The following is a 17934-nucleotide window of genomic DNA, read 5'->3' as shown; positions in this document are numbered from 1 at the left end:
GCAACTTAGAAAAAAAAGATACATTTGGCGGCTGACCAGGTGGTCAACTTATCCTATAGCCTACTCATCTAAATCCATTTTTACCCATGACTCGCTGGGGAATTTTAGGACCGGGCCGCATTGCCCACAAATTTGCAAAGGACTTACTTACCCTGCCCGATGCGCAACTCTATGCCGTTGCATCGTCCGATCAGCAACGGGCCAACGAGTTTGCGCAGGAATACAGCATTCCTCATGCATTTGGCTCTTATCAGGAGTTGCTAACCTTGCCCGACCTGGATGTGGTGTACGTGGCCACTCCGCATGTAAAACACCACGAGCATGTGATGATGCTTCTTAACGGGGGCATTGCCGTTCTGGGCGAAAAACCCTTTGCCATGAATAGCGCACAAGTTCAGGAAATGGTCGAAACGGCACGCTCGAAGGGCGTATTTTTGATGGAAGCCCTGTGGAGTCGGTTTATGCCGGGCATTGTTCAGGCGCTGGAATTAGCGCAATCGGGAGCGATTGGTAAGGTGGTTTCGGTAAAAGCTGATTTTGGCTTTAAAGCCCCGTTCCTACCTGAAAAACGCTTGTTTAATAAAGAACTTGGCGGTGGTTCTGTGTTGGATATTGGTATTTACCCCTTGTTTTTAAGCTACCTCATACTGGGTAAACCGGCCACCGTTAAAGCATCGGCGAACTTCGGATCAACGGGTGTTGACGAGCAGTGCGGCATGGTGCTCACCTATCCTGATGGCCAATTAGCACTACTGGATAGTACAATAATAGCCGATACAGATTGCGTTGGTCTGATTCAGGGCGATGCGGGCCAGATTCGGATTCACAGCCGCTTTCATGAAACCAAAGGCATTACCCTCAAACAGGCCGATCAGCCAGAAAAAATAGTATCATTTGAGCGAACAACGTTCGGGTATGATTACGAAGCGCAGCACGTCATGAACTGCTTGGCCGAAGGTAAAATAGAAAGTCCGCTCTGGTCGCTGGAGGATAGTTTGAATTTGATGGAATTGCTGGATGCCGTTCAGGCCGAAGCGGGAATTGAGTATTGAAGGAGGAAAGGGAGGAAGGAGGAGAGGGAGGAAAGAGATACGCACTAAATTGTTGCTCCCTTTCCTCCTTCCTCCCCCTCCTCCCTTTCCTCCTTTTCTTTACCTTTGCACCATGACTGATCGCTATGCCCAGCGCGGGGTTTCCGCTAGTAAAGAAGACGTTCACAACGCCATCGCCCAGCTCGATAAGGGACTGTTTCCGAAAGCATTTTGTAAAATCGTACCCGATACGCTGGCTGGTGATCCGGATTTCTGCACCATTATGCATGCTGATGGTGCCGGGACTAAATCGGCATTAGCGTATCTCTACTGGCGCGAAACAGGCGATCTGAGCGTTTGGAAGGGTATTGCCCAGGATGCGGTCGTCATGAATACCGACGATCTGATCTGCGCCGGAGCCACCGGCCCAATGCTGCTCTCATCAACCATCGGACGTAACAAAAACCTGATTCCAGGTGAAGTCATAGCCGAAATTATCAACGGTACCGAAGAGGTGTTGCAAATGCTGCGCGATCACGGCATCGAGATTTACAGCACCGGGGGCGAAACCGCCGACGTTGGTGATTTGGTACGAACCGTTATTGTCGATAGTACCGTAATTGCCCGAATGCGTCGCGATCAGGTGATTAGTAACGACCGGATTCAGCCGGGCGATGTTATTGTCGGTATGGCATCTTACGGACAGGCAACCTACGAAACGTCCTACAATGGTGGCATGGGAAGCAATGGCCTGACGTCAGCTCGTCATGATGTACTGGCGCATTACCTGGCTGATAACTATGCGGAAAGTTTCGATCCCGCCATTGACAAGTCATTGATCTATAGTGGTTCGAAAAAGCTAACGGATACAATTGCTGTTGACGCAGACCAGAATATAACCGTTGGGCAACTGATTCTATCACCTACGAGAACCTACGCTCCCGTAGCGAAAGTATTGCTGGATGAACTACGTCCACACATTCATGGCATGGTGCACTGCTCGGGAGGTGCGCAAACGAAGGTGCTTCATTTTGTTGATAATCTGCATATTATCAAAGACAATCTCTTTCCAATACCGCCTTTGTTCCGCTTGATTCAGGCCGAAAGTGGCACGAGCTGGCAGGAGATGTATAAGGTCTTCAACATGGGCCATCGTCTTGAGGTCTATCTGCCCGAAAGCCACGCGCAGCAGGTCATCAATATTGCTCAGTCATTTGGTATAGAGGCACAAGTAGTCGGGCGCGTCGAGGCATACGAAGGAAAACGGGTGACTATACAAAGTGAAGTCGGCGAATTTATTTATTGAGTGACTTATTGATTTTCTGAATACATTGCAGTCCGAACTTGTAAGTCACTGCAATGGTACCATTTGTAAAGAAAAGCTGTTTCGTTTTCCTGTTTATCTGGACAATCGCCAGGCAGATGGCGTATGCACAGGCGACGCCATTTTCGGCTGTGTGGAGTTTTGAAGATAACCAGTCAAGTTCAGTTTCCCATCCAAATATTACAACGGGTGGCCCAAGCTTTAGTGGGGTGAATGTGCCATCTGTAGGTGGTTATATTGGAGGTCAGGTTGGTCGAGCCGTTAATGTAGCTAACTGGTCTACATCGGGCTGTAATCTAGCCGAACATGTACAATTTACGGTTCAACCTGTTTCGGGGCAAACCATGACCCTTACGCAGCTCTCATTTTATTTCAACCGATCTAATTCTGGACCTGCGCAGATTTTAGTTCGTTCGAGTGTAGATAATTATAGCGCCACAATTTACACTCAGGCGGTTACCAATTCGTTTCAACAGGCTACTATTTCACTTACAGGTTCGGCATACACGAATCAGAGTGGGCCAATCAATTTTTGGATTACCGCTTGTACAAATACCGCTTCAGGTGGTGCGCTGCGTTTAGATGAAGTAACCATCAATGGTACCGTTACGAGTTCTCCACTTCCTGTTACTCTACTTTCGTTTACGGCTAAACCCGAAGGCGACCGTACTCAACTGGCCTGGGCCACTACCTGGGAGTACAATGCCGACCATTTTCGGGTCGAACGAAGTCGCGATTTGCAAGAATTCATAACGGTGGGCGAAGTGGCCGCTACAGGAACTACCGATTCTCGTCAATACTATGGGCTGACGGATTTGAATCCGAACCCCGGCATTAACTATTACCGATTAAAGCAGATTGACCGCGACGGTACTACGCAAAGTTTCAAACCTGTATCCACTATTATCCGATCCGATGAGCCAATCGTAACCGTGTATCCCAACCCCGCCAGCCCCGACCGGATTCACCTGCGCCTGTGGAATGCCGATTCCGCAGCTATACAGTTGTTAAACACGATAGGGCAACCCATTGGTGGTCGATTGGAACGTCGGCCAGGTGAAGCGGATCTAGTGTTCGACCAGCAGTTATCAGCGGGATTGTATTGGCTGGATGTACGGATTAATGGCCAAAAGCGCGTGATGAACGTAGTGGTGCGGTAAATTTAATACCCGTATTAGTGGTGTCAGCTATAAGTAGCTGACACCACTAATACATGTCTGCTCACTACGCCATCTCGGGCTCCTGCGCTGGAATGGCTTTCACCTGAATCCCCGGTGGCAACAGCTTATACAATACCGGCGTAACAATACGCGAGAGCAACGTGCTGGAAATTAGGCCACCAATAATTACCCAGGCCAATGGTGAATACAGCGGATTACCTTCTATAGCCAGTGGAATCAACCCACCAATGGCGGTCAGAGATGTGAGCACGATGGGTAAAAACCGGATTTCGCCCGCTTCCTGAATCGCATCGATCAACGACATGCCTTCTTCGCGTAGATGGTTGGTGAAATCAACGAGCAGAATGGAGTTTTTGACTTCAATACCAATGAGGGCAATCAGCCCAATAACTGCCACAAACGAGAATGGATTGCCAGTGAAATACAGTGCCAGTACTGCGCCGATAACACCCAGTGGAATAACCGAAAGCACAATTAGTGTGCTTTTGAAGGTGCCAAATTCCAGTACCAATACGGCGATGAATCCGAAAATGGTAATGAGAATAATGGTACCTAAACCGCCAAATGATTTCTCGCGACTTTCCAATTCGCCAGCCGCTTTATAGCTGAAACCCGTCGGGAATTTCATCTTGTCCAGCTTCGAGAGTACGCCATTAAATACGTTATCGACCAGGAAACCCGTTTTGACGAAGCCTGTTATCGTCACGTATCTGTCTTTATCGTAGTGGCGAATCTGATTCATGCTGCTTTCAAATTCCAGATCGGCAATTTGGCGCAGGGGGACCGCAGAGCCTGTTAGGGTGTTGACATATAGGTCGCTCAGTACATGCTGATCCGCTACTTTTCCTTTGGGTAAGGTCACGTTGATGGTATAATCATCGCCATTCGGTTCTTTAAAGGTGCCTACGTTAAGACCCGCAATCGCCAATCGGATAGTGCGGTTTACATCGGAAATGGAAATGCCCAGCAGCCCCGCTTTTTCTTTGTTGATACGAACGCGCAGATCCGTTTTTTGGCTGGATAGCGGGTTGTTAACGTAAATCAGGCCGGGTGTTTGTTTGAAGGCCGTTTCAACGCGTGCCGCCATTACTTTCAAGGTGTCCAGGTTTTCGCCGAACACTCGAACCGCTACCGGGGCCTCCTGGTCGGGGCCTTGCTCAAAGTCTTTTACTTCAATTTTGGCATTTGGGTACAACTTGAATCGCTCGCGCAACTTGTCAATCAACACTCGCTTTTCAGCGGGTTCTACGTCCACCAACTGCACGTAAAACTGGGCGTAGTTGGGCGATTCGTTGCGCTGAATGATGTTGTAATAAATACGCGGTTGGCCACGACCTACGTTTGTTGTAACGTATTTAACGTCGGGTTCTTTTTTTAGAACACCTTCTACATAGCGGGCCACCCGGTCGGTTTCTGATAGACTGGTGCCATCGGGCGTGTCGATATTAATCAGGAACTGCGGTTTTTCGGAGGCTGGAAATAAGGCGAAACCCACTAGTTTGAACATATACAATGCGCCCGTAAACAATACGCCTGCTACCAGCAACGTAACGACCGGATGGCGTAAGCCCCAGTGCAACAGGCGACTGTAAGAGCCGCTGATCACTTTTTTAAGGGCACGCATGAAGATGTTCCCTTCTGGGTTGTGTGACTCTTTCAGAATCCGACTCGACAAGAACGGGACAATCGTTAGCGATACCAGCAACGACGCCAGAATGGTAGTCACCACAGCCATCGGTAGCGAACGGATGAAATCGCCGGAGGCTTCAGGTAAAAACAGGAGTGGCAAGAATGCAAGAATCAACGTCGTAGTACAGCCAATGACGGCCAGGGTAATCTGGCTGGTCGCTTTGATGGCGGCTTCTCGTTTTGAGTACCCATCGCGCAGATAACGCTCAATATTTTCAACGACCACGATGGAGTCATCCACCAGAATACCCAGCGCCACAATCAGTCCGACGATACTTAACTGATTGATACTGAAGCCCAGAAAGTCGAGCCCCGCCAAGCCAATCGCTAATGACAATGGGATGGAGATCATCACGACAATTGCGGCCCGGAAGCCGAGTGGGAGCAGGGTTAGCGAAACAAGGAGAATCGCCAGCCCGAAATCCTGCAAAAAATGGGAGAGCCGTTTGTTGACGCTGACGGTCTGGTCGAAATTTTTAACGAGCGTGATGTGCGGAGGCAGCGTTTTGGCAAACCGATCGATCACCGGATTGAGTTGCTCACCGACTTTGGCAATGTTTTCTCCCGTTTTTTGACCGGCTGTAATAAGTACCGCCCGGTGGCCATTCAGGCGGGTGATGTGGGTTTCGTCTTCGTAGTTAAAATCAACGTCGGCTACATCGCGTAGGTAGATGATTTTCTGTCCATTGGTCGAAACAATGGTATTCCGAATTTCGTCGAGCGACTTATAATCGCCTGCTGTTTTGACGTTGAACTTCCGCGTTCCTGCCTGGATATTGCCCCCCGGAATATTCAGGTTTTCGGCCTGAATGGCCCCTAACACTCGATTCACGGCGATACCATTCTGCGCCATTTTTTCGATGTTCAACGACACGCGAACTACCGAAGCCGGATAACCCCAGTCTTCGGCGTTTTTCAGACTTTTCACTTTCTCAAATTCGTCCTTCAACTTGTCGGCATACTCACCCAACTCTTTGGACGAAGCTACCTCCGACATTAACGCCACCTGCACAATGCTGACATCGGTAGGCGAAAACTTCCGAATATCGATCCGGTAAATATCCGTGGGTAATTCGCCTTTCAACGCGTTCACTTCCCGGATTACTTCCTGATATTTCTCCTCGGGATCGACACCGTAATCGTAGTCGAGTCGGAATACGGCCAGACCATCATCCACATTGGTAATCACGTGGTTCATGTTTTCCAGTGAATTGAACCGGGCTTCGCCTGGATCAACCACCAGTTTCTCCATATCCAGTGCATCGGTGCCCGGATAAATAACGGCGACGGCAAAACTAGGAGCCGTAAATTCAGGGTCTTCGCCCCGTGGCATGTTGATCAGTGAGTTGATGCCCAGCGCGGCTACGCCCAGAAATAGCACCAGCATAAACTGCCAGTTTTTGACGGAAAATGATGATAACATAATGTATAGTGGTTAATGAATAATGTATAATGGTTGATGGACAATGGCTGTTGTGTAATCGGATTGATAACCATGGCTATGGTCGTTACACATTTTTCATTATCCATTATTCATCTTAAGCTCTCCCGTGTGGTTTTAAGAATAGCTATTAGTAAGCGCATCAGCTCATTCGTATCCGTATGGAGGGATGTAAACATGGCCTCGTCTATATACTCAGTAGCATGTAATAGACGTAGCCAGTACCTTGTTTCTTTAGCTTCCTTAAGCGATATGCCAAGTTTAGAGGCAAATTCTTTTTTAGTAAAAGCAGCGTCCGCTTCTTCGGCGTTGGCACCAATAGATGTGCCGCTTCTAAGTACCTGTTTGGCTAATGGAGCAATATCAATATGCTTTTTATGCAGCCATTTGTGAAGCTTAATAATGCGAATAGCAAAAGCAAACGATTTATCGAGTATTGCATTTGGCTTTTGTTCGTAAACTGCTCCCGGCTCAAGAACCCAGAATTCATTCACAGTGTCCTCCATAGCATTATCCATTTTACATTATCCATTATTCATTTCACCACCACTGTTGACTCCTCAGTAAGGTAAGCCGACCCGCCCGTAACTACATCCTTAACGCCTGATAAGCTATTTGTTAGCAGCACTTTATCGCCATCAAGAAAGCCAATTTTAATTGGGAGTTTGCGGACGTGTTTTCGGTCGTCGGCGAGTACGTAAACGAAACCTTCTTTTCCATTCCCTTCCACAATGGCTTCGACGGGTACCAGTGTGTAACTGCGGCTCTGCGCTGGAACGAGCGTTACTTTTGCAAACAGACCGGGGGCAAACTTCACCGCACCTGGATTGATTCGTACTTCTACTTCGTAGAGCTTGTTGACCGGATCGGCAGCCTGCGCCAACTCGCTCACGGTGCCGCTGAACGTTTTGTCGGGGTAAGCATCGAGTTTGATGCTGGCATGATTACCTAATCGCAATCGGGCCCAGTCTTTGTCCGACACGCCTACGCGAACAACCCAATCATTCGGGCGATTTGATGAAATTGTGTAGACCGATCCCCCCGGTGCGATGAACTCACCCGCATTCGCAATTTTGCGCGTCACGGTTCCGTCTACCGTCGAGCGGATTTGGGCGAAACTCCGGTTAAACTGCGCGATCGTTAGGTTTTGCTTTGCTAAGCTGGTGCCGGTAGTAGCGTTCTGAAGTTGCTCCAGCGTGGCGGCTGTATCGGCGTAGAGACTTTTAACTCTCCCGAGATCACGTTCCGCTTTTTCGTTGGCGAATTGAGCCTGACTTACCTGCGCATTAATTTCCGTTAAGTCGAGGGTAGCCAGGAGCTGCCCTTTACGAACCGACTGTCCTTCTTCCACGAACATGCGGTTGATAATGCCACCGATTTTGAAAGACAGTCGGGCTTCCTGCGCCGACGAAACCAGGCCCGATGCCACAACAGGTTCTGCCCGCACAACGGTACTAACGGGTGTGAGTTTGATTGGCACAACTGCGTCTTCGGCTGGAGCGGCTGTTTGTTTTTCGTCAGCGCTGTTGCTGGCTTTGCTGCCGCAGGCCCAGAGCATGACGGCGAATGAGAGAGAGAGAAGTAGGTGGAATGCTTTCATAATTTTGATAGGGAAAAGATCAACAGAAATGTGTTTGCACTCAGCAGCAAACACAGTGGCGCGTAAAATTTTGTGTCTAAATCCGCAAAGCGACTATTGCGTATTTGCTTAAAAAAGCCCACGTAACGAAAGTCGCCGATGGCACGCAGGAGAAAAATGCCTGCTAATAACCATAGCCCATACTGATTTAACCAAGTCGGAATAAACGAGCCAGCTATGGGCAATCGGCCAATTTTGGCTAAATAAAACAACGCCATACCGCCGAAAATAATAGCCACTACGAGCGTAATGAATCGCCCCGGTCGAAGCAGCTTTGAGCCATTCCGTTCGGGTACTGACTCACGCAAACCCCAGTTACCGCCAAGTCCCCAATAAATATGGATGCCGCTGATTACCAGTAAAATGATGAAGTTTATGAAGGCAGGTATCATGACAACGAGCTATTATTCATTATCTATTGTACATTATTCATTAGCCACTCACTGCCCCACCGCCACGGCCCGATCCAGTGCAGCCCGTTTGACAAGTACATCGGTGCGGGCCAGCGAATGTTGCAGTTGTGCCGTTAGCTGATCGTTCTGATACCGCAGGAATTCGATTAATAGTGATTGGCCGTTGCGATATTTGCTGTCGATGATCCGAAACGTTTGATCGGCGTTGAGCATCCCGCTTTGGGTTGCCACTAAGCTTTCAGTCGCTGCATTGAGATCGTAGTAGGCTTGCAATACCTGTAATTGGATTTGCCGTTGTACCTCGCTCACCCGCGTCTGTAATGCTTCCGTCTGGATTTTAGCCTGCTGAATTTTCGAGCGCTTTTCGTAGCCTCGAAATATATCCCACTGTAAACCAACCTGCGCGACAACATAAGCCTGATTCTGGAAGGTGTAACCATAACCCTGAAAGCCCGCGTTACCACCCACATACACATTCGGGATTTTAGCGTTGGCTTCGTTCAGTTTAACGGCTGTTTGTGCTGCTTGTAGAGAATTGCCTAACTGACTCAATTCCTGTCGGCTATGGAGGGCAGTTTGTTGTAAATCATGCAGGTTTTCTTTCGCTTCGGGCAGGATTTTGGTAAGTGTTGAGTCGACGTCGATAGGGGTTGTTAAGTCGCGGTTGAGCAGAAAGTTGAAATACGCGCGGGCAGTTTCCCGGTTTTTCTGGGCCACGGCCAGTTGCTGATCGACCTTACTGATCTCGTAGCGGGCCGATGTGACCACCTCTTTTGTGGCCACGTTATTGCTCACAAATTTCTCGTTCAGGCGCGCCAGACTATTTAGTAGCTGACGCGAATTGTCGAAAATTCGGATGGCGTCGAGCGTTTGTAGATACTGGTAGTAAGCTGTAGCGATATTGTATCTAAGCTCATTCTCAACCACCCGTTTCCGGGCTTCCTGTGCCGAAACGAGTTGTTTCTGAATGAGGTAGTTATACTGAATGTCGGTGTTGAAGAGCGAGTACTGAACGGTAAGTTTGGTGTCGTGGAAGTTGTTGGGAGCCAGCAACTGATTTACGTTCTCAATATTCGTCGGAAACTTATCGGAGCCGATAATCTGGTTCAGCGTTTTGTAGGCCGGATTCAGCAAATCACCCACCGGAAACTCCAACCGCCGGCCACCAGCCGCCAGCGAATAGGTCGGGTTGAACGCGACGCGCGGATAAAACAACGACTTCGCCTGGTTGAGCGATTCTGTAACCCGGCTAATTTCCAGCGACTCCTGCCGAAGCGCCAGATTGTTGGCCAGCCCTTCCTTTACATACCCGTCCAGAATCGTTGATTGACTCACAGGAGCGGGTTGGGCTAGTGCCGATACCGGCAAGAGCAGAATCAGGTAGCGTATATGTTTGTAAGAGAGCTTCATAATCGCTTATCAATTAATGAACAGTGTTTAGTATGTGGGCAAAAAAATAGGGCTTACAGTTTAGTTGATGAATAATGTAAAATGTATAATTGATAATGGTTAACATGCTAATGGTTAATTTTTTATGCATTTTTAATTGTCCATTGTCCATTGTCCATTGTCCATTGTCCATTGTCCATTATCCATTATCCATTATCCATTATCCATTAAACTTTTTACAGCCCTCGCTTTAACGTTTCACAAAATAGATTGAACGCTTCATCCATGACTGACTGGCGGTCGCATTCGGGGATCATGCCCAGGCGTTTCCGCAGAAACAAGGCGGTGTATCCGTGAATGCTGCTCCAGATCATCATAGCTGTTGACTGAACGTCGTGCTTCTGGAAAATCCCCGCATCCATGCACTCCTGAACAACTGACATCAGCAACCCAAATGCCTGATCACCTTCCACCCAGTCTTTCTTATCAAGCGTGTCCATCGGGGCATTCATGATGAACATCAGGTCGAATAGTTCTGGATTCTCAACCGCGAAACGGATGTAAGACCGGCCCATTTCAACGAGTTTTTCAAACGGATCAGTCAACAACTGTAATGGCAGAAACTCGCCAATCATTTTGACGAATCCGCGTTGATGCAACGCGAACAGCAATTCGTTTTTATCTTTAAAATACAGATAGATCGTGGCCGGGCTGTACTCAATCTCGTCGGCAATATTCCGGATACTCACCTTCTCGAACCCATTGGCCAGAAAAAGCTTTTGCGCCCCATCCAGAATTAGTTGCCGCATCTCTTCCCGCTCCCGCTCTTTCCGCTCTACGATTCCCATTGATTTATTAATTAACGTTGCAAACTTAATGAACACTGTTTAGTAAATAAGAATTTGTGCCTGTTTTTCAGAAATATTGATTTAAAGGCCGTGCTAGACCCTCTAAATGACCGATCCCTAAAGCAATTTTCAATTAACTGATTATTCATTCATATTTAGGGTGTCGACTCTATGAAAGATATGAAACAGAGCTATTTAGTTAATTTATTGTTCATTAAGTTACTAATTGCCACGTTTTCTACTGCGTTGGCGCAGGTGCCCAAATCACTCGATTCGGTAATGGTTTATCTGAAAACGCATACCGTTCAGGATACCAACTACGTAATAGCCCTGAACGTAATGGGCCGAGAACTACATGAGAAAGGGAACCCCGACTATAACCGGGCCGATTCCGTATTGCGCGTATCCGAAAAGCTCGCGATTAAACTGAACTATGGTTTAGGACTGAGTAGAGCCTATACCAATCTGGCATCCATCTATTACCTGACAGACAGGCCGCAACAGGCACTCGAGTACTTCCAGAAAGCATTGACAACGGCCGAAAGCTACAAACTGAGTCCGCGCTTTATTTGTGGCGCCATCTCGAACGTAGCTGCCGCGTTGAGCAAATTACAGCAGTACGATAAGGTTGTGGCTATGCAACTGCGCTCGCTGCGCCTTCAGGAACAGTATAATGTACAACCGCGCATTGCAACTACCTATGGTGGTCTGGGCACTGCCTATCGGGAACTGAATAAACCCAAAGACGCTCTTGTTTATTATCAACAGGCGTTAGCCTTGATGCAGGTCGAGAAAAATATTCGCGGCATGGCCATTATAGAAAATAACGTGGGTATCTGTTATGATGGCCTCAAGCAGTATGATAAGTCGCTGGCTTCGTACAGAATGGCGCTAAAACATGCCGAAGATGTAGAGTATGAGTTGCTACAGGCCGATATTCTGGTCAATATTGGCTTAGCCCTGAAATTGTCAAACCGATTTAAAGAGGGTATTCCCTATGTAGAACGATCGCTGGCTATTGGCCGGAAGCAACAGAATAAGGGAACCATGGCCACGGCTTATTTCAATCTGGGGCAGATTTACGAAGAACTGAAAGACTACAAACCTGCCGAAGCGAATATGAAAAAAGCCCTTGAATTGGCGACGGAGCGGGGTGATAAAGAGCAGATTGCCAACTACACACAAGGGCTGGCCGACCTATACGGCGGCATGAAAAACTTTCAACAGGCCTACGTTTATCAGCTTGAAAAGAACAAGCAAATTGACTCGAACACCGTGGTTCGAACCAGCGCCGAAGTGCAGCGCCTGGTGGCTCAGTACAAAACCGAAAAGAAAGAACAGGAAATAAAATTGCTCCGCCAGCAGGCTCAACTTCGTGACAAAGAGCTGATCAATAAACGTTTACAAACAAATGCGCTACTCATTGGCGCTATTCTGTTGCTCCTGCTCGGGGCGGCTGTAAGTGCCTGGTTACTCAACCGATCCCGACTTCGGCGGCTGGAGGAAGCCCAGAAGCTGCGTAAGCAGATTGCGCACGATCTGCACGATGAAGTAGGCAGCACGCTCAGTAGTATCTCCCTGCTCAGTGGTATGGTTAACAGCCTCATTGCTCAAAAACGACCCGAGGCTGTTGAGCGGGCTATCCAAAAAATTAACACCGATGCCCGACAGATTCTGGACGCTATGGATGAGATTATCTGGACCATCAATCCCGGCAATGATTCCCTGCAACGGATCGCTATGCGACTTCAGGAGTATGCGCAACCGCTGATGGAGTCGAAAGCTATCAGCTTCTCATTTCAAACCGATCCTGCCCTGGCCGATATTCCTGTCTCAATGGAAGTTCGGCGGAGTTTGTATCTGATTGGTAAAGAGGCTATTAATAATTTGATTAAGTATTCGGAGGCAACACAGGCTACGGTTCGGTTTGCCCGGCGAGCCGATCAACTGGAGGTGCTGATTGAGGACAATGGGCGAGGCTTTGATGTGACAAAGCCCCGTGAACGCACCGGCCAAACCAGCATGAAGCAACGGGCCGAAGCCATGGGCGGATCACTGGATGTACAGTCAGCTCCCGAGCAAGGTACCCGCCTGGTGTTGACAACCGCTATAGCCGGATAAAATACGACCTAACTCTGCCGCTGAAATCGATGAAATTCCTTGCCTGTTTACGACTGACTGCACTCTGCCTGACCCTACTGAGTAGCAACCTGGTAATCGCCCAAATACCCAAATCGCTCGATTCACTGGAAACCTATGTGCAAACCCACCCGCCAACTGATACGAATTATGTGAATGCATTGCTTCGGCTGGGGAATCTGACGACCAAGACAAAGGCCAATTACGACCGGGCCGATTCGCTATTGCGCGTAGCCGAAAAAGTAGCGAGTAAGTTAAATTTCGGTCGGGGTATCTATCAGGCAAATACCTTTTTAGGTTCCAATTACTACCTGTTGGGCAGAGGACAACAAACGCTGGAGTATTTGCAGAAAGCACTGGCGATTGCGGAGGCTAATAAGCTCTCTCCGCGTATACTGGCCAACGCCATGACGAACCTCGGAACGGCGTATCGTAACCTAAATCAGCAGGAAAAGGCCCTCGACATTTCTCTGCGTTCGCTTCGTATGCAGGAGCAATATAACATACAGCCCCGCAATGAAAATACGTACATGGGAATTGGTCATGCTCTGAAAGAGACCAAACGCCCCCGCGAAGCCATCGGGTATTTTCAGCAGGCACTCGTGCTGAATCGGAACTTAAAATACCCTTACGGCATGGCCATTTCCGAACAGAATATAGGCAGATGCTATGACGACCTAGACCAATACGATAAAGCATTAGCCTACTACCGAATAGCCGGTAAACACGCAAAAGAGTCTGAGTCAGAGCTGTTACAGGCAGATATTTTAGTCAATACAGGCTTGGTTTTACGAAAGAGCAAACGACTTGAGGAAGCAAAACGCTCCATAGAGCAAGCGTTGGTTCTCAACAAGAAGCAGGAAAGTAAAGGGGCAATGGCTACCGATTATTTCAATCTGGGGCAGGTGTATGAAGAACTAAAAGACTATAAGCTGGCAGAGCAGAATATGAAAAAGGCCCTGGCCCTGGCTAATGAATTGAAGGACAATACTAAAATTGCTATCTATACGCAGGGTCTGGCCGATGTGTACGGTGGTATGAAAGACTTCCAGCAAGCCTACGTTTTCCAGCTCGAGCGAAATCAGCGTATGGACTCCACGACCACCGTTCGTACCTCAGCCGAAGTGCAGCGAATGGTGGCCAAATACGAAACAGAAAAGAAAGAAGCCCAAATCAAACTCCTTCAGCAGCAAGCCAAACTCAACCAGCAAGAGCGTGAGCGCATCCAATTTCGAACCAATGTATTCATTGCGGGCAGTGTACTGCTACTGCTGTTGGGTGCCAGCGTGAGTGCCTGGTTACTCAACCGATCCCGCTTCCAGCGGCTCGAAGAAGCCCAGAAGCTGCGTAAGCAGATTGCCCATGACCTTCACGATGAGGTGGGCAGTACGTTGAGTAGCATCTCGATATTGAGTGGCCATACCGATACGCTGCTGAGGCAGAATCGGCCCGGCATGGATACATCCGAAACGGCTCAGAGGCTGGTACAGAAAATCTACACCGATGCCCGCCAGATTCTCGAATCCATCGATGAAATTATCTGGACCATCAACCCCGGCAACGACTCCTTACACCGGATTGCCCTGCGCCTGCAGGAGTATGCACAACCGTTGATGGAATCGAAAGGTGTCGAATGCTCCTTTCAGATTGATCCCGCTTTGGGAGACGCGCCAATTTCCATGGAAGTTCGACGGAGTTTGTATTTGATTGGTAAAGAAGCCATTAACAACCTAATTAAATACTCAGGCGCTACACAGGCTACCGTCCGGTTCGAGCGGAAAAATGACCAGCTTCAGGTAATGATTCAGGATAATGGTCGGGGTTTCGATCCCGCCCAACTGAGCGAACGCACGGGCCAAAGCAGTATGAAGCAGCGGGCCGAAGCGATGGGTGGTTCGTTAGACGTTCAATCAGCACCGGGGCAGGGAACTCGTTTGCAACTGGTCATCAATCCGTAAGAGTCATACATTTATCCGATTTACGAGCATTAGTCGATACCGTATTTTTGTCTGATAAAAGCGGTTTAAGGGCTACACTTTAGGCCTGGAAAACAAGAACTCCATGATTCGCGTCTCTATTTTCGACGATAATGATTCCCTGCGCGAAACCCTGGCGTTGGTTTTCGATGCAACCGACGATCTGATCGTAACGGGCAAATACCCCAATGCGCTTACGGCCGTTGAAGAGGTGCTCTATAACCAGCCAGACGTTATCCTGATGGACATCGATATGCCCGGACGCACGGGTATCGAAGCCGTTAAGCTCATTCGGGCGCAAACGACACGTCCTAAAATTCTGATGCTGACCGTTTTTGAAGATGTTGAGCGCATCTTTGCGGCCATCTCTGCGGGAGCGGTAGGTTACCTGTTAAAGAAAACGCCTGCCGATAAAATTATTGAATCCATTCATGAGGTGATGAGTGGGGGAGCGGCCATGACGCCCTCTATTGCCCTGAAAGTGCTGGACGCCTTCCGGCAACCTAAAGTCGCTGATTTTCTGCTCACCGATAAAGAAAAAGAGGTATTGCAACGACTTGTAGAAGGCGATAGCTACAAACTCATTGCGCACCATTGCGGAATCAGCATGGGCACGGTCCGAACCCACATTGTCAATATTTACGAAAAACTGCACGTCAACTCCAAATCAGAAGCGGTAGCAAAAGCACTGAAAACAGGGCTGTTTAAGTAGGCGTGTTGATAAGTAAGACGAGTTATCCACATACAGTTGATTGTCCACCCTTTACCTAATTCAATCATGAAAAAAACACAGGTAATTCTACTCCTGATGGCCCTTACGCTGTCATTGTCTTTACAGGCCCAAAAACCGCTTTCGTATACGCTGACCAAGCCCAGCAGTCTGACCATCAAGTTTAATCCTAAGCAGAAGCTTCCTCCGCTTAATCTGCCCTGCAAACTAACGGACGGGAAAGATCGGCCCTACGCCTGCGAATTTTCGTTCGACAAACTGGAGTTTTATGGCAACGATGGCTCGTTGCTGGGAACGGTGAAACCCGTAAAAGGGCAGCCACCTATTACTTTATTGCCATTCTACAAGGCTAAAAAGTCGGCCCCTGCCGGACAAGGAGGGCTGATAACCTACACAGTAAAAGCGTATTTTACCCGCCGGAACACCCCCGCTTTCCCGGTCAGCAAGGGATACCAGATCCGTACGTGTAAAGTGACAGCCTGCTTACCCTCCGATGAAATTTCAACTGTGGTATCGGGGGTGGCTATGCCTGCCGGACTCAACGACCAGGCCATACTTACCTTCGACCTATCGTGGATTTATAGTAAAAAAGATGGCCTCATGATTGGTCCGCACGAAGTATATCTTGAAAATGACGTAACAACAACCAAGTTTACGACGTCTGTTCAGACTCCACTTCGCGACAGGGCAGAAGCCTGGATTGATATTCAACCCGCTATTACCGGCGACCCTTCTTCTGCGAACTGACATTGACAAGTTCTATCCACACTGTATACTAGCTCATGCATCGTTCATCCGTACTATTCGTTCTGCTCCTGGTTGAGCTTATGGCAGCCTGTCGGCCGAAACCATCCACAACCGATCAGGCCATCAAACAACCACGGGCCGACTCGCAGGCAGTAGCCATTGCTCCTCAATCAAGTACTGCCAATCAGGCCGTTGCCGGTGATTTTCTGATTATACCGGGCAAACAGGTTGGTCCCATCCGGCCAACCACGTCCGAAGCGGATTTACTCCATCTTCTTGGGCCATCCATCGTTACAGCGGGCGATACGCTATACGGTGCTGAAGGCGAAGAGTTTACCGGGACTACACTCTACAAAGGCACTGCCGACGAAGTACAGATTATTTTTACTGACAATGAGAAACGTACCCACCCTCAAACGGTTCTTATTCGCCCTAAACTCCTTGACGACGAGGGACTTCCGCTCCCAAACGTTGCGCCCACTCGCTGGACAACGGCCGATGGATTGCGCATTGGCACGACGCTGAAAGAACTGGAAGCGCGGAACGGCAAGCCCTTCAAAGTATGGGGTTTCGAATGGGACTATGGCGGTATGGTGTCCAATTGGGAGGGTGGCAAACTGGCACAGTCGAACAAGAAGGCGTTTCTATCGATTGGACTCGGCGCGCCGGTTACCAAAACGCCCGCCCAGGAGAAGGCCTACAACCAGCTATTGGGCGATGGCGAATTCCTCTCATCGTCGGCCGCGATGCAGGTACTTAATCCGTCGGTGCAGAGTATGCAGGTAGGTTTTTAGTTGTAGTTGAGTAACTTGCATCTATCCGACAAGCCAGTGTAGTCCGGGTGGAAACATATTTTGTGCAAGTCGAAACTCAAGCTTACCAGGCTAATTGTCAATAGATTATGGTTACGGAAAATCAGGAGGAATGCCCATTTTCTATGTACTTTGACCTACTGGAATACGAAAAAAGAGCGCCCTTGTTGAGGGGATATAGCTCTGTTTATGAGTCAGTTGCGGGCATTGACGGATTCGAAGGCTAATCCATTGAGAAGAAGGATTGAAACTCTCGTCATCCTGGGCTACACCCGAAGGGGGGGGCGATTCGAAGGCTAATCCATTGAGAAGAAGGATTGAAACTCTAAACTTACTCAGGGATTTGTAAAAATTGGTCAGATTCGAAGGCTAATCCATTGAGAAGAAGGATTGAAACAATACTCATGTAAACGCATATAAGGTTCCTCAAGATATATTCGAAGGCTAATCCATTGAGAAGAAGGATTGAAACTTGTCACTGGCCACTCAGTTGCTGCCGGTGGGGCAGAATTCGAAGGCTAATCCATTGAGAAGAAGGATTGAAACTTGATTACCCAAGCTAAACCGCCTACCAG

The 17934-nt window shown here is 48.5% G+C and carries 14 protein-coding genes and 1 CRISPR repeat array (1 of these 15 only partly in view); of the genes, 8 read left to right on the top strand and 6 right to left on the bottom strand.

Annotated elements, in window-relative coordinates:
* Positions 1–86 precede the first annotated feature (86 nt).
* The 3 genes from EXU85_RS31370 (at position 87) to EXU85_RS31360 (ending at position 3515) form a co-directional block, all read left to right on the top strand.
* The gene (locus tag EXU85_RS31370) at positions 87–1052 is read left to right on the top strand and encodes a Gfo/Idh/MocA family protein (protein ID WP_142775860.1); all 966 of its coding nucleotides are present in this window, start codon (positions 87–89) and stop codon (positions 1050–1052) included.
* A 112-nt stretch (positions 1053–1164) separates the two neighbouring features.
* Positions 1165–2337, top strand: coding sequence for an AIR synthase related protein (locus EXU85_RS31365; RefSeq protein ID WP_142775859.1), 1173 nt, complete (start codon positions 1165–1167; stop codon positions 2335–2337).
* Between the two features lie 53 nt (positions 2338–2390).
* Entirely contained in the window at positions 2391–3515 is a 1125-nt protein-coding gene (locus EXU85_RS31360) for a T9SS type A sorting domain-containing protein (protein WP_246859322.1), read from the top strand.
* A gap of 64 nt (positions 3516–3579) precedes the next feature.
* Here the strand turns inward: EXU85_RS31360 and EXU85_RS31355 are convergent, their stop codons facing one another.
* The 6 genes from EXU85_RS31355 to EXU85_RS31330 all read right to left on the bottom strand — a co-directional run bounded on the left by EXU85_RS31355 (position 3580) and on the right by EXU85_RS31330 (position 10955).
* The gene (locus EXU85_RS31355) at positions 3580–6648 is read right to left on the bottom strand and encodes an efflux RND transporter permease subunit (RefSeq protein WP_371731971.1); all 3069 of its coding nucleotides are present in this window, start codon (positions 6646–6648) and stop codon (positions 3580–3582) included.
* Positions 6649–6758: 110 nt separating this feature from the next.
* Positions 6759–7172 (bottom strand): four helix bundle protein, encoded by a 414-nt coding sequence (locus EXU85_RS31350; protein ID WP_246859321.1) that lies wholly within the window; start codon positions 7170–7172, stop codon positions 6759–6761.
* A 29-nt stretch (positions 7173–7201) separates the two neighbouring features.
* A complete protein-coding gene (locus EXU85_RS31345) occupies positions 7202–8266 on the bottom strand; it encodes an efflux RND transporter periplasmic adaptor subunit (RefSeq protein WP_142775856.1) in 1065 nt (354 codons plus the stop codon).
* Positions 8263–8697, bottom strand: a complete 435-nt coding sequence (locus tag EXU85_RS31340) for a DUF3995 domain-containing protein (protein WP_142775855.1) — start codon at positions 8695–8697, stop codon at positions 8263–8265. The genes EXU85_RS31345 and EXU85_RS31340 overlap by 4 nt, the downstream gene beginning before the upstream one ends.
* A gap of 48 nt (positions 8698–8745) precedes the next feature.
* Positions 8746–10128: a TolC family protein gene (locus EXU85_RS31335; RefSeq protein ID WP_142775854.1), complete on the bottom strand. Its 1383-nt coding sequence runs from the start codon at positions 10126–10128 to the stop codon at positions 8746–8748.
* 215 nt (positions 10129–10343) lie between these two features.
* Positions 10344–10955: a TetR/AcrR family transcriptional regulator gene (locus EXU85_RS31330; RefSeq protein WP_142775853.1), complete on the bottom strand. Its 612-nt coding sequence runs from the start codon at positions 10953–10955 to the stop codon at positions 10344–10346.
* Between the two features lie 180 nt (positions 10956–11135).
* Between EXU85_RS31330 and EXU85_RS31325 the strand changes: the two genes are divergently transcribed.
* From EXU85_RS31325 to EXU85_RS31305, 5 genes are all read left to right on the top strand, one after another.
* Positions 11136–13076 (top strand): tetratricopeptide repeat protein, encoded by a 1941-nt coding sequence (locus EXU85_RS31325; RefSeq protein ID WP_142776900.1) that lies wholly within the window; start codon positions 11136–11138, stop codon positions 13074–13076.
* A 29-nt stretch (positions 13077–13105) separates the two neighbouring features.
* Positions 13106–15052 (top strand): tetratricopeptide repeat-containing sensor histidine kinase, encoded by a 1947-nt coding sequence (locus tag EXU85_RS31320; RefSeq protein WP_142775852.1) that lies wholly within the window; start codon positions 13106–13108, stop codon positions 15050–15052.
* A gap of 103 nt (positions 15053–15155) precedes the next feature.
* Positions 15156–15782, top strand: a complete 627-nt coding sequence (locus EXU85_RS31315) for a response regulator transcription factor (protein ID WP_142775851.1) — start codon at positions 15156–15158, stop codon at positions 15780–15782.
* Between the two features lie 66 nt (positions 15783–15848).
* Positions 15849–16547, top strand: a complete 699-nt coding sequence (locus EXU85_RS31310) for a hypothetical protein (RefSeq protein WP_142775850.1) — start codon at positions 15849–15851, stop codon at positions 16545–16547.
* Between the two features lie 35 nt (positions 16548–16582).
* Positions 16583–17341: a hypothetical protein gene (locus tag EXU85_RS31305; protein ID WP_142775849.1), complete on the top strand. Its 759-nt coding sequence runs from the start codon at positions 16583–16585 to the stop codon at positions 17339–17341.
* Positions 17342–17573: 232 nt separating this feature from the next.
* Positions 17574–17934: direct repeats of the CRISPR family, unit length 37 nt; unit sequence ATTCGAAGGCTAATCCATTGAGAAGAAGGATTGAAAC (it continues 1588 nt past the right edge of the window).

It is taken from the genome of Spirosoma sp. KCTC 42546, from assembly GCF_006965485.1.
Lineage (GTDB): Bacteria > Bacteroidota > Bacteroidia > Cytophagales > Spirosomataceae > Spirosoma.
This window is presented reverse-complemented; position numbering and strand designations above follow the sequence as displayed.